The 15,722-nt window shown below is 62.1% G+C and carries 19 protein-coding genes; 7 read left to right on the top strand and 12 right to left on the bottom strand.

The genetic code is table 11. The annotated features are described in order from the left end of the window. Positions 1-308: 308 nt before the first annotated feature. Positions 309-539: a hypothetical protein gene (locus tag DQ405_RS05465; protein WP_168423261.1), complete on the top strand. Its 231-nt coding sequence runs from the start codon at positions 309-311 to the stop codon at positions 537-539. Between the two features lie 142 nt (positions 540-681). On the opposite strand, the gene ahbB (DQ405_RS05460) is transcribed toward DQ405_RS05465, so the two are convergent. Genes ahbB (DQ405_RS05460) through DQ405_RS05425 form a run of 8 tightly spaced genes read right to left on the bottom strand, consistent with a single transcriptional unit; the run spans position 682 to position 6,185 of the window. Beyond that, positions 682-1,200, bottom strand: coding sequence for a siroheme decarboxylase subunit beta (gene ahbB, locus DQ405_RS05460; RefSeq protein WP_168423260.1), 519 nt, complete (start codon positions 1,198-1,200; stop codon positions 682-684). Next, the gene (locus tag DQ405_RS05455; RefSeq protein ID WP_168423259.1) at positions 1,175-1,618 is read right to left on the bottom strand and encodes an Lrp/AsnC family transcriptional regulator; all 444 of its coding nucleotides are present in this window, start codon (positions 1,616-1,618) and stop codon (positions 1,175-1,177) included. Before DQ405_RS05455 ends, ahbB (DQ405_RS05460) begins: the two co-directional genes overlap by 26 nt. Then, positions 1,611-2,126, bottom strand: coding sequence for a siroheme decarboxylase subunit beta (ahbB, locus tag DQ405_RS05450; protein ID WP_168423258.1), 516 nt, complete (start codon positions 2,124-2,126; stop codon positions 1,611-1,613). Before ahbB (DQ405_RS05450) ends, DQ405_RS05455 begins: the two co-directional genes overlap by 8 nt. Continuing rightward, a complete protein-coding gene (locus DQ405_RS05445) occupies positions 2,123-2,581 on the bottom strand; it encodes an Lrp/AsnC family transcriptional regulator (RefSeq protein ID WP_168423257.1) in 459 nt (152 codons plus the stop codon). The genes ahbB (DQ405_RS05450) and DQ405_RS05445 overlap by 4 nt, the downstream gene beginning before the upstream one ends. 1 nt (position 2,582) lies before the next feature. Next, a complete protein-coding gene (locus tag DQ405_RS05440) occupies positions 2,583-3,755 on the bottom strand; it encodes a cytochrome D1 domain-containing protein (RefSeq protein WP_168423256.1) in 1,173 nt (390 codons plus the stop codon). Continuing rightward, positions 3,752-4,093 (bottom strand): c-type cytochrome, encoded by a 342-nt coding sequence (locus DQ405_RS05435; RefSeq protein ID WP_168423255.1) that lies wholly within the window; start codon positions 4,091-4,093, stop codon positions 3,752-3,754. Before DQ405_RS05435 ends, DQ405_RS05440 begins: the two co-directional genes overlap by 4 nt. A 14-nt stretch (positions 4,094-4,107) precedes the next feature. Beyond that, positions 4,108-4,422 carry a c-type cytochrome gene (locus DQ405_RS05430; RefSeq protein WP_168423254.1) on the bottom strand — a complete coding sequence of 105 codons (315 nt, stop codon included), beginning with the start codon at positions 4,420-4,422 and terminating at the stop codon, positions 4,108-4,110. Between the two features lie 53 nt (positions 4,423-4,475). Beyond that, entirely contained in the window at positions 4,476-6,185 is a 1,710-nt protein-coding gene (locus tag DQ405_RS05425) for a nitrite reductase (RefSeq protein WP_168423253.1), read from the bottom strand. A gap of 359 nt (positions 6,186-6,544) precedes the next feature. Here DQ405_RS05425 and DQ405_RS05420 point away from each other — a divergent pair, with 359 nt between their 5' ends. The 6 genes from DQ405_RS05420 (at position 6,545) to DQ405_RS05395 (ending at position 12,618) form a co-directional block, all read left to right on the top strand. After that, positions 6,545-7,351, top strand: a complete 807-nt coding sequence (locus tag DQ405_RS05420) for a CbbQ/NirQ/NorQ/GpvN family protein (protein ID WP_168423252.1) — start codon at positions 6,545-6,547, stop codon at positions 7,349-7,351. Further along, entirely contained in the window at positions 7,335-7,922 is a 588-nt protein-coding gene (locus DQ405_RS05415) for a cytochrome c oxidase subunit 3 (RefSeq protein ID WP_241729842.1), read from the top strand. Before DQ405_RS05420 ends, DQ405_RS05415 begins: the two co-directional genes overlap by 17 nt. A gap of 11 nt (positions 7,923-7,933) precedes the next feature. Continuing rightward, positions 7,934-8,185: a cytochrome C oxidase subunit IV family protein gene (locus tag DQ405_RS05410; protein ID WP_168423251.1), complete on the top strand. Its 252-nt coding sequence runs from the start codon at positions 7,934-7,936 to the stop codon at positions 8,183-8,185. Between the two features lie 634 nt (positions 8,186-8,819). Beyond that, a complete protein-coding gene (locus DQ405_RS05405; protein ID WP_168423250.1) occupies positions 8,820-9,260 on the top strand; it encodes a c-type cytochrome in 441 nt (146 codons plus the stop codon). 3 nt (positions 9,261-9,263) lie between these two features. Further along, positions 9,264-10,691, top strand: coding sequence for a cbb3-type cytochrome c oxidase subunit I (locus DQ405_RS05400; RefSeq protein WP_168423249.1), 1,428 nt, complete (start codon positions 9,264-9,266; stop codon positions 10,689-10,691). An 82-nt stretch (positions 10,692-10,773) separates the two neighbouring features. Beyond that, entirely contained in the window at positions 10,774-12,618 is a 1,845-nt protein-coding gene (locus DQ405_RS05395; RefSeq protein WP_168423248.1) for a nitric oxide reductase activation protein NorD, read from the top strand. 570 nt (positions 12,619-13,188) lie between these two features. On the opposite strand, the gene DQ405_RS05390 is transcribed toward DQ405_RS05395, so the two are convergent. From DQ405_RS05390 to ytfE, 4 genes are all read right to left on the bottom strand, one after another. Beyond that, entirely contained in the window at positions 13,189-13,380 is a 192-nt protein-coding gene (locus tag DQ405_RS05390) for a DnrP protein (protein WP_168423422.1), read from the bottom strand. A gap of 145 nt (positions 13,381-13,525) precedes the next feature. Beyond that, on the bottom strand, positions 13,526-14,209 hold the full coding sequence (locus DQ405_RS05385) for a Crp/Fnr family transcriptional regulator (RefSeq protein ID WP_168423247.1): 684 nt from the start codon (positions 14,207-14,209) through the stop codon (positions 13,526-13,528). Positions 14,210-14,413: 204 nt separating this feature from the next. Beyond that, positions 14,414-14,926: a DnrO protein gene (locus DQ405_RS05380; protein ID WP_168423246.1), complete on the bottom strand. Its 513-nt coding sequence runs from the start codon at positions 14,924-14,926 to the stop codon at positions 14,414-14,416. A gap of 52 nt (positions 14,927-14,978) precedes the next feature. Continuing rightward, positions 14,979-15,650 carry an iron-sulfur cluster repair protein YtfE gene (gene ytfE, locus DQ405_RS05375; RefSeq protein ID WP_168423245.1) on the bottom strand — a complete coding sequence of 224 codons (672 nt, stop codon included), beginning with the start codon at positions 15,648-15,650 and terminating at the stop codon, positions 14,979-14,981. Between the last annotated feature and the right edge of the window lie 72 nt (positions 15,651-15,722).

Genomic DNA, 15,722 nt, shown 5'->3' with positions numbered 1-15,722 from the left:
CCTCAGGAAGCGGCGGCTTCGTGGGTGCTGAATCGATGACGACAGCATTGCCGAGGTGAGGTGACGGGTCCTTGATCCGAAACAAATAAAGGGGTGGTAGCACGGGGGCTGGCGACCGGATCATGGCAGACGTAGGGTGGGCTTTAGCCCACCGTAATCGCCGACGGCGCGGTGTCCTTCTGGGCTGAAGCGGAGCTCCTCCCGGACCAAGCTGCGATGCTTGTCGGCTTGCAACGAGACTGCCGTCAGGCCCTGTAAACGGCTGCTTCGCATAGACTGCCGCTCCTTGACCGCTGAGGGGATGATCTATGGAGATCGGAGAGTTCGTTGCGCTGTACTGCCTGAACAGCCTGTTCTGGAAGTGGATCATCAGCTGGGGCGGCGCACAGTGGATCGAGGGCTGGAAGAGCATGGTTATGCTGGACTGGTTCGCCTGGCCCTGGAGTGCTGAGCAGATCCGCCTTTATGCCCTGGTTATGTGGAGCTTCTCCACGCTCTTCTTTGTGGTTGGCTTGTTCAAGCCCGAGTGGCGCTTCTGACAGCCCTGCGCGGGCACGGTCAACTCCTCGCACTGCCGCTTGGCGAACAGGTCGTAGTGCGTAGGTAGGCTTCAGCCCAACGACTCAGTTTGGTCGAGATAAGGGTGGGCTGAAGCCCGCCCTATAGGTGCGTAAGTGACGGCTAGCGACGGTTGCCGACGCGCAGTCCGGTCTTCTTCAGGATGCGGCTGCTGACCAGCATATCCTCGGCGCGACAGGCCGCTCCGAGCAGCCGGCGGATCTCGGCTCGATAGGTCTCTATCTCGTCGGCATCGCGGCCATGCACCATGGCGAACAGGTTGTAGCCCCAGCCTTCCTGCCGCGGGCGCCGATAGCAATGACTGACGAAGGGTTGCGCGCCAACCAGTGGGCCGAGGCGGGGCATCTCGGTGTCCTCGACATCCCAGACGGTCATGCCGTTATGGCGATAACCCAGGCGGTAGTGATTGGGCACCGCGGCGATGCGGCGGATCGCGCCTTCTGCCTGCAGTCGTTGCAGCAGCGCAATCGTGGTCTCGACGCTGATGCCAAGGTGCTCGGCGAGCCAGGCCCAGGGATCCTCCACCAATGGCAGTCCCGCCTCGGTGAGTTCGACCAGGCGTGTTGCAAGCGCCGGATCAGACGGGCCAGAGGATTCAGACAGAAAAATGCAGGCCGACATGGTAGGTCTCCTCCTTGGGCAGGTTGAGCACCGGCAGGCCGGTCTGTGCCTCGATGCGCGCGATGGTCTGGGCGATACCGTCGGGTGTCGCGCAGCCAAGCACGAACCACATGTTCCAGGCGTGCTCGCGACGATAGTTGTGCGCCACCTCCGGCATCGACGCGAGTTGCTCGGCCACAGCGTCAAAGCATTCCTCGGGCACAGACAGCGCGGCGAGGGTAAAGGCGCCACCGAGACGCTCGATGTCGAACATCGGACCGAAGCGGGTAAGCGTGCCGTCGTCGAGCAACGCCTGCACGCGCTCGCGCAGGCGCTGCGGGTCGCCGCCGAGTTCTTCGGCCAGCGCCTGCCAGGGGTGTCGCACCAGTGGTAGACCATGTTGCAGACGGTTGATGAGGCGCCGATCGAACTCATTCATGGGCGGCCTCCGGCGCGGCTGGCGGGGCGTAGCGGCCGCCGCATTGCTTGAACGCGCGCGTGCTGAACAGCAGCTGATGAGGCACATCGCTCAGGCCGTGCTCGGCGAGCAGGTCGGCGATCAGCCGGCAGACCTGCTCGCGCTCGCGGCCGTGGACCATGCAGAACAGGTTGTAGGGCCAGTCGGGCAGTCGCCGCGGCCGCTGATAGCAGAGATTGATACCAGCGGCCTGGCCCAGGCGGCGGCCGACGTCATCGACGATCTCGTCCGGAATATCCATCACCAGCATGGCGTTAGCGCGAAAGCCCAGGGCGCGGTGCTTGATGACCAACCCGATGCGGCGAAACAGTCCGCTTTCGTTCCAGCATCGAACCTGTTCGAGCACCGCCTCTTCGCTGGTACCAACGCGCTCGGCCAGAACTTGATAGGGCCGAGCGGCGAGCGGCAGGCCCGCTTCGAGCAGGCGACGCAGCTGCAGTGCCTGAAGCGCATCGAGCATGGCGTTCATAGTGCGTCGCCGATGGGAAAACCAAGGTCGATGCGGTATGCCGCCTGCATCGGCAAATCGAGCGGCGTGAGCCCGGTTTCCGTCTCTATTCGTGCCAGCAGCGCGTCGACATGGGCTCGATCGGGGCCGGTGATCACGAACCAGAGGTTGTAGTGATGCTCACGCAGGTAGTTGTGATTGACCTCAGGAAAGCTGTTGATGTGCTCGGCGACCGATTCCAGCCGTGCGTCAGGCACGGCCAGGGCAACCAGCGTGCTGGCGCCGGCGCGGCTGTGCTCGAACACCGGGCCGATGCGCGAAAGGCTCCCGGCGTGTTCCAGGCGTTCGAGACAGTCCAGCACCTCGTTTTCGCTGCAATCGAGCGCCTCGGCCATGGCGCGGTAGGGTTCGGCGCACAGCGGCATGCCGTGCTGGAAGCGGTCGATCAAGCGGCGGCTGAGGGCATCGATCTGCATGTCATAACCCCGTTTCGTGGGCGCGGCTGCTGAAGAAGATGCCGCTGGGGCTTTCCGCCGGCAGGCGCTTGAGCAGTTTCAGGCTATAAGGGTCCCAGACCTGGATCTCGTTGCCGTCACGCACCGACAGCCAGAGCTGATCGCCGCGGGCGGTGAATTCCATGTGCAACACGGCGGGGCCGGGCTCGAGTTCGGCGACGATCTCGTGGGTCTCGCTGTCGATAACCTGAACCTTGCCGTTGTCTGGATGGGCGAAATTGACCCAGATCTGCCGTGCGTCCGGGCGCGCCATGACGAATATCGGCTGGCCGGCGACGTCGATCGCATCGGTCTGTTTCCAGCTCTGCGAATCCATCACCAGCACACGATGCTGGCCGACTGCCGGAACGAAGGTCTGGTTGCCGGCGACGGTCCAGCCCTCCAGATGCGGCATTTTGTAGACCGGCAGCTTCTGCTGGCCGCGGCCGTAGCCATCGAGGATGCGCTCGACACCGCGTGCGGTGTGCCAAAGGTCGATCTTGGCCATGCCGTCTTCACCGAACAGGCCGGCCACGTAGTAGCGCCCGTCCGGAGTGAGTAGCCCGTCGTAGGGTTGTTTACCGATGTTCTCGAAGCGCGTGAGAGCGGGCGTGTTGCCCTGGCTGAAGTCCAGCAACCAGGTTTCGTTCGTATCGAACAGGCTGTAGATGAAGCGTCGACCGGGCGCGTCGAGGACACCGACAACGCGCGAATGGCGGCTGCCATCGGCCAAAGGCGTGGCGGGAATATCGGCGACCAGCTCCAGGGTTTCGGCGTCGAATACCTTGACCCCGCCCGGCTCGTAGTTGCCGACGGCGATCAGGCTACCGTCCTGGCTGATGGCTCCGCCGATGCTGTTGCCGCCCTGAATCACGCGGCGGTCGATGCGCTGCTCGAGCAGGTCGACCTTGCTCAGCCCGCCGTCGCGGCCGAATACATAGGCATAGCGCTGATCGCGGGAGAACACCACCGAGGCGTGCGACAGATCGCCGAGCCCCTCGACACGCGCCAGGCGAGTCATGCCGCTGCTCTCGATAATCTGCAGGCTGCCGGTGGCGCGCTCGATCACCACGCCTAGATCACCGGTGCCGCGCAGCGGTTGTTGCGCACAAGCCGCGAGCAGACTGGCGGCGACCAGCAGCAGGGGACGAATCATGGTTTTGGATATCCTTCGAGAAGAAGATCGACCAGCCAGGCGATGTCCTGGTCGCTGAGCAGGGCGTTCCAGCCGGGCATGGCAGTACCGGGCCGCCCGTGGGTGACGGTGGCGATCAGGCTGTCGCGGGGTTTATTGGCAATCGCGTCCAGCGTCAGGGCCGGGCCAAGACCACCGGTCATTCGCAGGCCGTGACAGGACCCGCAGTCCTGCACCAGCAGGTGTTCGAGCTGGGCCTGGCGTTCAGCTGTAGGGCTGTCGGCCAGGGCAGCGGAAAAGGGGAGGAGGGACACCAGGGCGAGCCCCAAACCGAATACTGCGTGTCGGGACTGAATCATGATGTCCTCCGCTGTTACTTCTGGCTAAGAACCCACTCGGCGAGGATCTTGGCTTCTTCCTCGGTGACAGGGTTTGGCGGCATCGGGATCGGACCCCAGACACCCTGGCTGCCGTTCTTGATGTGGCCAGCGAGCAGGTCTGCTGCGCCGTCCTGGCCGGCGTACTTGGCCGCGACTTCCTTGAATGCCGGACCAACCAGCTTGGCGTCGATGCTATGGCAGGCCGCGCAAGGCTTGCTCTTGAACAGCGCTTCACCATCCTGAGCCACGGCCGGCTGCAGAATCATCGCGCCGCCGAGGGCGAGCAGGGGAACGAGAACTTTCTTCATGAGTTACTTCCTCAAGGCTAGATGGGGGAGTCTTCGCTCCCCCGTTGTGGCACTCAGTACACGTCGTGCTGAGTGTTGTAGACGTTAAATTTACCGGTTGGGGTAATCAATCTTTTGTCCTTGATCACTTTTTTCAGCTTTAGCGTCTTGTCATCGACCACAACGATGGCCGATTCCTCTTCCTGGCCGCTCCATACCGAGAACCAGACTTCGTCACCGGCCTGGTTGTACTCCGGCTGCACGACTCGCTTGGCGCCATCCTTGATGCCGGCCCAGTCACCGATTGGCAGTACCTTGTAACCATTGGCCAGATTCTTGATGTCGAACACGGCGACCGATTGGCTGACCTTGGCATCCGGGTGGAAAGTCGTATCCAGGTAGAGATGGTTGGATTTTGGATGGGTCTTGATAAACAGCGACCCGCCCCCTTGTCCTTTCAGTGTTTCGACCACTTTCCAGGCGTGATCCGGGTTCTCTTCGGGATCGGTGCCGATCAGCGAGATGGTCTCGTCGCCCAGGTGGCTGGTTGCCCAGACTGGCCCGTAGGTCGGATGGATGAAGTTGGCGCCACGGCCCGGATGGGGCGTCTTGCCTACATCCACCAGAGCGGCCATCTTGCGCTGCTTAGAGTCGATTACGGCGACTTTGTTCGAGTTGTTCGCCGCCGTCATGAAGTAGCGGTGGCTGACGTCCCAACCGCCATCATGCAGGAACGGTGCAGTGCCGATAATGGTAGTGGTCAGGTTGTCGATGTCTTCGTAGTTGACCAGCATAACCTTGCCGGTTTCCTTGACGTTGACGATGAACTCGGGGTGTTCATGCGAGGCGATGATCGCCGCCACGCGCGGTTCGGGGTGGTATTCCTGGGTGCCGACGGTCATGCCGCGGGTGGACACGATCTGCAGCGGCTCAAGGGTTTCGCCGTCCATGATGGTGAACTGCGGCGGCCAGTAGTCGCCGGCGATCACGTACTTGTCCTCGTAGCCCTTGAACTTCGAGGTCTCCACCGAGCGGGCCTCGATACCCACCTTGATCTCGGCGACCTTGATCGGCTCCTTGCCCCACAGATCGATCATGTCGATCTTGGCGTCGCGACCGATCACGAACAGATAGCGGCCCGATGCCGACATCCGCGAGATGTGTACCGCATAGCCGGTGTCGATGGTCTGGACGATCTTCTTGGTCGCACCGTCGATAAGCGCGATTTTGCCGTCGTCCCGCAGCGTGACGGAGAACAGGTTCGGCAGGTCCAGCTTGTTCAGCTGCTTGGTCGGACGGTCCTCCGGCTTGACCAGTACCTTCCAGGAATCTTTCATTTCAGCCATGCCCCACTCCGGCGGAGTCGGTGGCGTGTGCTGAATATATTTGGCCATCAGGGTGATTTCGTCGGCGGTCAGCCCGCCCGAGGTACCCCAGTTGGGCATGCCTGCCGGCGAGCCATAGGTGATCAGCGCTTCGAGGAACTGCTGGCCGCGTTCCTGAGTGATCTCCGGGGTCAGCGGCTTGCCGGTGGCTCCCTTACGCAACACGCCGTGGCAGCCTGCACAACGCTGGAAGTAGATTTCCTTCGCTTTATCGAACTCGGCCGGCGTCAGGTTCGGCGCGCCGGGCGAATGTACGGTTTGTGCGCTGGCCGGGTCGATCGGCGACCCGCGGCCCTTGAGTGCGGCGTCGGTGCTTTCCGGATTGGACGCGGCCTGGGCGACTGCCAGACCGAGCAGTGAAAAGCCGGCGATGATGCCCGCCAGTAAGGGTTTGCTCATACTTTTCTCCTCTGACCGCATTTTGCGGTTCCTGCTTATGACGGCGATGTGGCAGTTCCCGGGTCTTGCTGTGTGCGGCTCGCATGCTAGAGAGGGCTTTTGCGAATGCGCTTGATGGCAATCAAGAGTCGATTCGGGATAGCCCAAGCGTGACGTCGTGTCGCGGGGGAGGGGATCGCAGCAGGTTGCAGGTAAAGGTCGGTGGGCTTGGAAATCGGGCTTGCCTGGCCCGCCAACCGCTCATTTCAGCCTGGGCTTGATCGTAATCAAGCTTCGCCAGCGGATGGCTTGAGAGGGGGCGGTGTGGCGGTTAGTTTGGTGGCAGATGATTATCCAACTGCTGCAGTGAGGTATTGCCAATGAACGCGCCCGAGAACTTTGCCGGTCTGACCGGTGCTCCGTTCTATCAATCTCTGGGCAACGAAGAGGCGCTGTTCGAGCAGGCCTGGCACCACGGCATGCCGATACTGATCAAGGGCCCGACCGGCTGCGGCAAGACCCGTTTCGTACAGTACATGGCCCATCGATTGAATCTGCCGCTATACACCGTGGCCTGCCACGATGACCTCAGCGCCGCGGATCTGGTCGGGCGTCACTTGATCGGTGCGCAGGGCACCTGGTGGCAGGACGGGCCACTGACCCGCGCCGTGCGCGAGGGTGGCATCTGCTATCTCGATGAAGTGGTGGAGGCGCGCCAGGATACCGCCGTGGTGCTGCACCCACTGGCCGATGATCGTCGCGAACTGTTTATCGAGCGCACCGGCGAAGCGCTCAAGGCGCCGCCGGGTTTCATGCTCGTGGTCAGCTACAACCCCGGTTACCAGAACCTGCTCAAGGGCATGAAGCCCAGCACCCGGCAGCGTTTCGTCGCCATGCGCTTCGACTACCCGCCGGCCATCGAGGAGCAGCGTATCGTCGCTAACGAAGCGCAGGTCGATGCCGAGCTGGCCGCGCAGGTGGTCAAGCTTGGGCAGGCGCTACGCCGGCTCGAACAGCACGATCTGGAAGAGGTCGCCTCGACCCGCCTGCTGATCTTCACTGCCCGGATGATCCGTTCCGGCATGAGCCCGCGCGAGGCCTGCATGGCCTGTCTCGCCGAGCCGCTGTCGGATGATCCGCAAACCGTTTCCGCCCTGATGGATGTAGTCGATGTCCACTTTGCATGATCACGTCATAGAGGTGAACCGCCGTCTGCCGGGCGACCTGGCGATGTGGTTCTTCATTCTCGCCGAGCTGACCGTCTTCGCGATCCTGATCCTGGCGTTCGCCGTGACGCAGGTGCTCTATCCCGAGCTGTTTCGCGAAAGCCGCGCGGTGCTGGACAGCTCCATCGGGCTGGCACTCACCTTGAGCCTGCTGACCTCTGGCCTGTTTGCCGCCCTGGCGGTGGAGCAGGTACGCATGCAGCGACCGCAACGTGCGGCGGCGCTGCTGCTGGCCGCGCTGGTCACGTCCTGCGTCTATGTGGTGCTCAAGCTCAACGAGTACGGCCACCTTTCCGGCCTGGGGCTGGGGCTCGAGTACAACACCTTCTTTACCCTCTATTGGATCCTTACCGGCTTTCATTTCCTTCACGTGCTGCTGGGAATGGTCATTCTCGGTTGGATGGCCGAACGCTGCCGCCGCCGTGCCTACACAGCGACCAACTGCGCCGGACTGGAGTCCGGGGTGCTCTATTGGCACATGGTGGATATGGTCTGGGTGCTGCTGTTCCCGCTGGTTTACGTAATCAACTAACGAGGTACGCCATGTCCGCTTCGAAAGTGCTGATCCTTTGCTGGTTCGGGCTGGCCGTGCTAACCACCCTCACCGTGGTGCTGGGCAGCGCCGGCTCGACCCTGCTGCTCGCCGCCGCGGTGCTGGCGGTTGCATTGGTCAAGGCCTGGCTGATCTCCGATGGCTTCATGGAGTTGCGCCATGCGCCTCCGATGTGGCGTTTGCTGTTGCTCGGCTGGCCGCTCGCGATGGCCGGCGGCATCCTGCTCGCGATGAGCCTGTAAGGTTGCGTAGGCAATCGGTTACAGGCCGGGCGCGACGCCGTTAGCGGTTATGCGGCCTGTTGCGCGGCGGCTCGACGTGGTGGGCTGAAGCCCACCCACGGAGCTTAAGTCCAGCCTAACGAGCCAGGCTCTCGTCCGCGGTTCTGTTAAAACCCAGCGACAAGACAACTCCATACCCGGCCAACGGCAGATCCCGTGCTGCTGCCCGAGATCCTGGTAGGGTGGGCTTCAGCCCACCATGAAAGGCGCCGGCAATCGCCGCTCCCGCCGCGCTTTTATCTGGCTCCAGCTCAATGCTCATCAGCCGCTTTGCATCGCTGCCGATTGGCCGTCCGGCAACCCGGCATCCAACGGGCAGTGCCACGTAGGGTGGACTTCAGCCCACCGCCCCAGCGTCGATCAGCTCTCCATCCTTCGACAGGCGCTGCCGACCACCGCCCGCCGTTTCGCATGGATATAGGTAAAGCCCCGCTACAGACCGACCGGCTAGCACGCCGCCTCTCCAACGCCAACGCCAACGACCGTGGCCCGCAAAAGACCAAGCGCCACGTTCAGGATTTTCTTGATTGGCATCAAGCAGGTTTCGATAGCTGCCTTCTTAAACTGGCCACGCCAACGCCATGAGGAGGCGACCATGTCCGATACCTTTACCAAGGGAATGGCCAGGAACATTTACTTCGGGGGAAGCGTTTTCTTCTTCCTGGTATTCCTGGGCCTGACCTATCACACAGAGCAGACCTTTCCAGAGCGATCCAACGAATCGGAACTGACCGAAGCGGTGGTGCGAGGCAAAGAGGTTTGGGAAAACAACAACTGCATCGGCTGCCACAGCCTGCTCGGTGAAGGTGCCTACTTCGCGCCTGAGCTGGGGAATGTCTTCGTCCGTCGCGGTGAGGATGCGGCTTTCAAACCCTTCTTGCAGGCCTGGATGAAAGCTCAGCCGCTTGGGGTGCCCGGCCGCAGAGCGATGCCGCAGTTCAATCTGACCGAGCAGGAAGTCGACGATATGGCCGAATTCCTCAAGTGGACGTCGAAGATTGATACCAATAACTGGCCGCCAAACAAGGAGGGCTGAGAGATGAGCGTTATGAATCCGCATCTCAAATTCCAATCGCAGGCCGTCGCCAAGCCCTACTTCGTGTTTGCGCTGATGCTCTTCGTCGGTCAGATCCTGTTCGGTCTGATCATGGGCCTGCAGTATGTAGTTGGTGACTTCCTGTTCCCGCTGCTGCCATTCAACGTGGCGCGGATGGTTCACACCAACCTGCTGATCGTCTGGCTGCTGTTCGGCTTCATGGGAGCGGCTTACTACCTCATCCCCGAGGAAGCGGACCGTGAACTGCACAGTCCGAAGCTGGCGATCATTCTGTTCTGGGTTTTCGCTGCCGCTGGCGTGTTGACCATTCTCGGTTACCTGTTCGTGCCGTACGCCGGGCTGGCCGAAATGACTCAGAACCATCTGCTGCCAACCATGGGACGTGAGTTCCTGGAGCAGCCGACGATCACCAAGATCGGCATCGTAGTGGTCGCCTTGGGCTTCCTCTATAACGTCGGCATGACGCTGCTCAAAGGTCGCAAGACCGCGATCAGCATGGTCATGATGACCGGTCTGATCGGTCTGGCGGTGTTCTGGCTGTTCTCCTTCTACAACCCGGAAAACCTGGCGCGCGACAAGTACTACTGGTGGTTCGTGGTGCACCTTTGGGTAGAAGGCGTGTGGGAGCTGATCATGGGTTCGATGCTGGCCTTCGTCCTGATCAAGATCACCGGCGTCGACCGCGAAGTGATCGAGAAGTGGCTGTACGTGATCATCGCCATGGCGCTCATCTCGGGCATCATCGGTACCGGTCACCACTTCTTCTGGATCGGTGCGCCTGAGGTCTGGTTGTGGCTCGGCTCGATCTTCTCCGCGCTAGAACCGCTGCCGTTCTTCGCCATGGTGCTGTTCTCGCTGAACATGGTGAGCCGTCGTCGCCGTCAGCATCCGAACAAGGCTGCTGCCCTGTGGGCCATCGGTACTACCGTGACTGCATTCTTCGGCGCTGGCGTGTGGGGCTTCCTGCACACCCTGGCTCCGGTGAACTATTACACACACGGCTCGCAACTGACTGCCGCGCATGGTCACCTGGCCTTCTACGGTGCCTACGCGATGATCGTGATGACCATCATCAGCTACGCCATGCCGCGTCTGCGTGGCCTGGGTGAAGCACCTGATGCACGTGCACAGCGCATCGAAATCTGGGGTTTCTGGCTGATGACCGTGTCGATGGTTGCCATCACACTGTTCCTGACCGCTGCGGGTGTGGTTCAGGTCTGGCTGCAGCGTATCCCTGCCGATGGCGCCGCGATGTCCTTCATGAATACCACTGATCAACTGGCCGTGTTCTTCTGGTTGCGACTGATCGCTGGTGTGTTCTTCATGATCGGTCTGATCTGCTACCTGTACAGCTTCAGGCAGCGTGGTCGGGTGACGGCGGACGTGCCTGCCGCAGCCACTGTGGCCTGAGTCCGATCGCGACATGACCAACGGCCCGGCTGATACCTAGCGGGCCGTTTCTGTTTTCTTCTTGCGCTACGGAGTGATTGCCATGGGTTTTACCATCGAAGTCGAAGAGTGGGTCGGCAGCGTCTGGCATCGTTTCATCACCCGTCGCGCAAACCCTGAGTTCCCCGAAGCCTGTGTCGAACTGGAGAGCATGCGGCGATCGCTGTCGGTGCTTTTCCGTGCCATGGGCGGTTCCAGTGGCATCGGCGTGGAAGCCGCCGGTGCACGTGACCTGATGTTGCGGCGCAATCTGCTGCAACAGGTCGCGGGCACCTGCAAGCAACTGCCGGTGGCCTGGTGCGATGCGAGCAACCTGCGCCTGCCGCAGAGTCTCGCAGTGTTTCCCGAGGTTGCTCTCAACGAAGATCTGTATCGCTGGCTGGCGCTGCTTGCAGCGCAGGCGGGCGAGATGCGCCACTGGGCGCGTGACAACCAGCGCTGGACCCAGACGATTCTTGAGCGTTTTCCGGCCATGCGCCCACGCTATGAACGCCTGGTGGAAGTGCATCTGCTGCTGCGCCCGGACCCCGATTCGATGCCCCGGGCCGAGGCCGCTCTGGAGCGGGCGCTGCGTCAGGCACTGCGCGAGCCGGGCAGCGTCGAGCAGTTTCCGCGCAGCGAAATAGCCCCCTGGCCGCTGCCGATGTGGCTGTATCCGGCTGAAAATCTCGGCGTGCCGCAGGCCACCGAGCTGGCTGATGAGGATCCGGACAACAACCTGCAGGCGCCACCGACTGAGCAGAAAGGCATGCGCAAGCGCGCCAAGCGCGTCGAGGACAGCACCAGCAAGGGCGGCCTGATGCTGTTCCGCCTGGAGAATCTGTTCAGCTGGACCGAGCACGTCGAACTCGATCGCCAAGGCGACGACAGCGAAAACGAGGACGCCTCGCGCGTGGCCGAAGATCTCGATGAAATCGCCATGTCCCGCCAGCGCATGCGCAAGGGCGGCGGCCTCAAGCTGCACCTGGACCTCCCGCCTACAGATGTTGACGATATTCCGCTGGGCGACGGCATCAAGCTGCCGGAGTGGGACTACCGCAAGCAGCGCCTGCAGGACGACTTCGTCAATCTGCAGATGATGCTCCCGCGCGGTTCCGAACCGAAAGCGCTACCGCTACGCCTGAGCCCGCTGGCGCGCAAGCTGCGTCGGCAGTTCGAGCACTTGCGTAATGACAGGCAATGGCTGCGTGGCCAACCCCAGGGGTCAGAGCTGGACATGCAGGCCTGGCTGGATTTCCATGTCGAGCGCCAGCACGGGCAGTGCGTCGAGCGCGGCCTGTTCATGGAGCAGCGGCAGAGTCGCCGCGATCTGGCTTGCCTGTTGCTGGCCGACCTGTCGATGTCCACCGATGCGCACCTGGACGATGAGCACAAGGTGATCGACGTGATCACCGATAGCCTGCTGCTATTCGGTGAGGCGCTGTCGGCGGTGGGCGACGATTTCGCCTTGTACGGCTTTTCCTCGCTGCGTCGCCAGCAGGTGCGCATGCAGGAGCTGAAGAGTTTTCGCCAGCGCTACGGCGACGACACCCGCGGTCGCATTCAGGCGCTCAAACCCGGTTATTACACCCGTATGGGGGCGGCGATTCGCCAGGCCACCGAACTGCTCGGCAATTGCAAGCAGCGGCGCAAACTGCTGTTGCTGGTGACCGATGGCAAGCCCAACGATCTGGATCTGTATGAGGGCCGTTACGGCGTCGAGGACACCCGCCAGGCCGTGATGGAAGCGCGGCGTCAGGGGTTGCTGCCGTTCTGCATCACCATCGACCAGGAGGCCGGCGATTACCTGCCTTATATGTTTGGTGCCAATGGCTACACGCTGATCAAGGAGCCGCAACAATTGCCGTTCCGCCTGCCTCAGTTGTACAAGCAGCTGACCCAGCCGTAGGGTGGATGTCGGTTCTTTAAATCTGCCTTTATCCGGTTCGGTGGATCGCCACCCGGTGGATCGGTGAAGGGTGATCCACCCTACGGATCTGCATTCCGCTGGTGGGCTGAAGCCCACCCTACAGAGCGCGCCGCTTCACCCGTAGGGTGGGCTTTAGCCCACCATCTCTGGCGATTCCGCGTCGAAACCCTGATTGATGCTCTGCGTCACGGCGCCCAACCTGTCAGCTCTACGGGCGGAGATGCGGCTTTTGTAGATCTCGCTCGGCGGATCGGTGAGGCGTGATCTACCCTACGGATCTGCATTCCGCTGGTGGGCTGAAGCCCACCCTACAGAGCTCGCCGCTTCACCCGTAGGGTGGGCTTTAGCCCACCATCTCTGGCGATTCCGCGCCGGAACCCTGAGTGATGCTCGGCGTTACGGCGCTCATTCCCTGTTTACCCGGTAGCGGAGATGCGGCGTTTTGATTCAGCTCGGTGGATCGGTGAGGCGTGATCCACCCTACGGATATGCGTTCCGCTGGTGGGCTGAAGCCCACCCTACAGAGCGCCGTCGCTTCCCGTTTTTAAGCTAAAACAAGTGGCGCGGGAGCCAGACGATCATCGCGGCGCAAAAGATGGTCAGACCGATACAGAACCACATGAAGCGGCGCTGCCGGCGTTCACCGGCGGTATCGGCGTGGGCGGGGAGGGGCATGCCGCAGTTGCTGCATTCGGCTTCCTGCGGCGGATTGGGTTGCTGGCAGTACAGGCACTGAGCCATGGCGGCGTCCTCTCTGGTCATGTGCAGCTTGTCATGCGCCGTCGGCATTCGTGGTTGATCGCAATCAAACGTCGAGAAAAGCCGCCCGGCCTGCGCGACCGAGGCGGTGGCAGTGAGGGCCGACGTGCGGCCAGCCCATCGCCGATTATTCGAACTGTTCCAGACGCTGGCGATCGAGAATGGTGATCTGCCGGCCATCCTGGGTGATGATTTCTTCGTCGATCAGGCGCCGCATGATCCGCGAAAAGGTCTCCGGCTGGATCGACAGGTGCCCGGCGATCAGTTGCTTGGCCATCGGCAGCTCGAAGCTGTTGCCTTCGTCTTTCTGCCGCGCCAACTGGGTCATCAGGTAGCGCACCACGCGGTGCGTGGCGTTCTTCAGCGACAGCGTCTCGATCTCGTTGATGCGCTGGTGAAGGCGCACGCTGAGTTTGCCGAGCAAGGCAAAGGACAGCTTCTGATTCGCTTCCAGCAGGCGCATGTAGGCCGCGTTGGAGAATCGATATACCTGCGTCGGGCAGACAGACTGGGCCGAGGCGACATAGTTGGGCGTGTCCATGAGCATCATCGCCTCGGCAAAGGTCTGCCGATTGCCGATCACCTCGAAGACCTTCTCCTGCCCATCCGGGGTCAGGCGGTAGATTTTGATCGCGCCGGAAATCACAAAATAGAACGCGTGGGCGGGCTCGCCCTGGTGGAAAAGGTTGTCGCCCTTGTCGAGGTTGAGCAGCTGGCTGGCGCTCATCAGTTCATCCATCTGCTCGTCGTTCAGCGGCTCGAACAGGTGGTGGCTACGGAGAATCTGGTTGTGTACGCGGTGAAGAACCATGCAAGGCGTCCTGTTTTCTAGTAATCGCCGCTCGCAAATGATCCGGAGCGGGGGTAGCTGCGCTCGGCTGGCTGCTCCGATCAAGCGAAGTAGCAGGCACGATGCGCTGAGTCCGTGTTGAGCCTAGCCCAGCCATCAGGAGCGGGTATTGATGCAGGCCAGTGTTGAGCTTCGAACGGGATGGCAGTGCATCACGATGCCGGTTCAGTGACTGGCGGCAGCCGTATCTCGCCAGTGGGGCGCGGCGAATACTTCGGGGTAATGCTGCAGGGTGGCGAGGATACGCTGCGCGCCCTGATCGCGTTCGGCAGGCTCGGCCAGTGCCTTGGCGCCTCTGAGTAGATCGGCCAGCAGCTCGTGCAGGGCTGCATCGGCTTGCTCGGGCAGTTCGCAATTGGCGATCAGGAAGGAAACGTTCTCCTCGACGTCTGCCTGCAGCTGCATCGCCTGGCTGGCGCTGATTGCCTGTGTCGGATCACTTGGCAGTGCCGCATCCAGTGCTTGCCGCAGACGCGTCATGCCCTCGCGCAGGGCCTCGTCGGTTGCCCACTGTTGCCCTCCCGTAGCGGGTAACGCAGGCCTGTGCTCGCCATGGTCATGCTGGCTGACCGCTGCCTGGGTGGGGCCGACGACCAGGTCGAGTGCCACACCGCTGGCCAGCGCTAGCATCGAGGCCATGGCGAGACCCCAGGCCAAGGGTTGAATGACTGCTTTCATGTTGCCTCCACTTGGCTGGACGGGCGCTTGGCCCGCCTCGGGCCGTTCCGTCTCAGTTCGCCGATGCCCTGACGAACAGGATGTTGTTCTCAAGATGAATATGCTGCATCAGATCGCCGCGTAGCTCCTCAAGCCCGCTATAGAGCGCGCGCCAGGTATTGCAAGCGTTAGCCGGCGGGGTAATGTCGTTGGTCAGTTCGGCTAGGCGCGCCAGGGCGGTGCCGTGCTGGTCGTGTTCGTAGCGCATTACAGCGATCGGGCCCTGAGTCTGGGGTAGCTGGCTATCACGCCGCAGCATCGGGAAGAGAATCTGCTCTTCCTTGAGCATGTGGCTTTCGAGCTCCTGTTGCATGCACCAGAGATGCTCCGCGAGCCCGGTCGGGCAGTCTGCTTTGTTGCCGTGCACCTGCTCGACGCGGTTGGCCAGTCGGATCAGCTCCGGAAGCTGGTCGCGGTGACGTTCATGGAAGCGTTCGAGGATATGTTCGATCAGGTCGGCGGTCGGCTCATCGCGCCAATCCGGCTCGGTGGCGGAGTCACCACTCAGCGCGGCTAGCTCGGCTGCGATGGCCTCGGTGTCGAGACCGCGTTGCTGTGCGGCATCGCGCAGGCGGGTGCTGCCGCCACAGCAGAAATCCAGCTTGTACTGGCGGAACACTCGGGTGGCGCCAGGGATCAGGCAGGCCAGACTGCCCAAGGTTTGCTCGGTCAGCGCGTTCGTCATCGGGCGTTTCCGTGTGGGTTGAGTTAGCAGAGATAACGCAAGCCCTGTGCCATGCGGAAGCCGTTGATTACT

The sequence above is a fragment of the Pseudomonas sp. SST3 genome (genome assembly GCF_003325755.1).
The sequence above is the reverse complement of the archived record's forward strand: the minus strand, read 5'-3'. Positions and strand labels throughout refer to the sequence as shown.

Bases quoted from the DNA above. Each gene is read 5' to 3' on its own strand.
- DQ405_RS05465 (WP_168423261.1), top strand. From the start codon at position 309: ATGGAGATCGGAGAGTTCGTTGCGCTGTACTGCCTGAACAGCCTGTTC.
- ahbB (WP_168423260.1), bottom strand. From the start codon at position 1,200: ATGTCGGCCTGCATTTTTCTGTCTGAATCCTCTGGCCCGTCTGATCCG.
- DQ405_RS05455 (WP_168423259.1), bottom strand. From the start codon at position 1,618: ATGAATGAGTTCGATCGGCGCCTCATCAACCGTCTGCAACATGGTCTA.
- ahbB (WP_168423258.1), bottom strand. From the start codon at position 2,126: ATGAACGCCATGCTCGATGCGCTTCAGGCACTGCAGCTGCGTCGCCTG.
- DQ405_RS05445 (WP_168423257.1), bottom strand. From the start codon at position 2,581: ATGCAGATCGATGCCCTCAGCCGCCGCTTGATCGACCGCTTCCAGCAC.
- DQ405_RS05440 (WP_168423256.1), bottom strand. From the start codon at position 3,755: ATGATTCGTCCCCTGCTGCTGGTCGCCGCCAGTCTGCTCGCGGCTTGT.
- DQ405_RS05435 (WP_168423255.1), bottom strand. From the start codon at position 4,093: ATGATTCAGTCCCGACACGCAGTATTCGGTTTGGGGCTCGCCCTGGTG.
- DQ405_RS05430 (WP_168423254.1), bottom strand. From the start codon at position 4,422: ATGAAGAAAGTTCTCGTTCCCCTGCTCGCCCTCGGCGGCGCGATGATT.
- DQ405_RS05425 (WP_168423253.1), bottom strand. From the start codon at position 6,185: ATGAGCAAACCCTTACTGGCGGGCATCATCGCCGGCTTTTCACTGCTC.
- DQ405_RS05420 (WP_168423252.1), top strand. From the start codon at position 6,545: ATGAACGCGCCCGAGAACTTTGCCGGTCTGACCGGTGCTCCGTTCTAT.
- DQ405_RS05415 (WP_241729842.1), top strand. From the start codon at position 7,335: ATGTCCACTTTGCATGATCACGTCATAGAGGTGAACCGCCGTCTGCCG.
- DQ405_RS05410 (WP_168423251.1), top strand. From the start codon at position 7,934: ATGTCCGCTTCGAAAGTGCTGATCCTTTGCTGGTTCGGGCTGGCCGTG.
- DQ405_RS05405 (WP_168423250.1), top strand. From the start codon at position 8,820: ATGTCCGATACCTTTACCAAGGGAATGGCCAGGAACATTTACTTCGGG.
- DQ405_RS05400 (WP_168423249.1), top strand. From the start codon at position 9,264: ATGAGCGTTATGAATCCGCATCTCAAATTCCAATCGCAGGCCGTCGCC.
- DQ405_RS05395 (WP_168423248.1), top strand. From the start codon at position 10,774: ATGGGTTTTACCATCGAAGTCGAAGAGTGGGTCGGCAGCGTCTGGCAT.
- DQ405_RS05390 (WP_168423422.1), bottom strand. From the start codon at position 13,380: ATGGCTCAGTGCCTGTACTGCCAGCAACCCAATCCGCCGCAGGAAGCC.
- DQ405_RS05385 (WP_168423247.1), bottom strand. From the start codon at position 14,209: ATGGTTCTTCACCGCGTACACAACCAGATTCTCCGTAGCCACCACCTG.
- DQ405_RS05380 (WP_168423246.1), bottom strand. From the start codon at position 14,926: ATGAAAGCAGTCATTCAACCCTTGGCCTGGGGTCTCGCCATGGCCTCG.
- ytfE (WP_168423245.1), bottom strand. From the start codon at position 15,650: ATGACGAACGCGCTGACCGAGCAAACCTTGGGCAGTCTGGCCTGCCTG.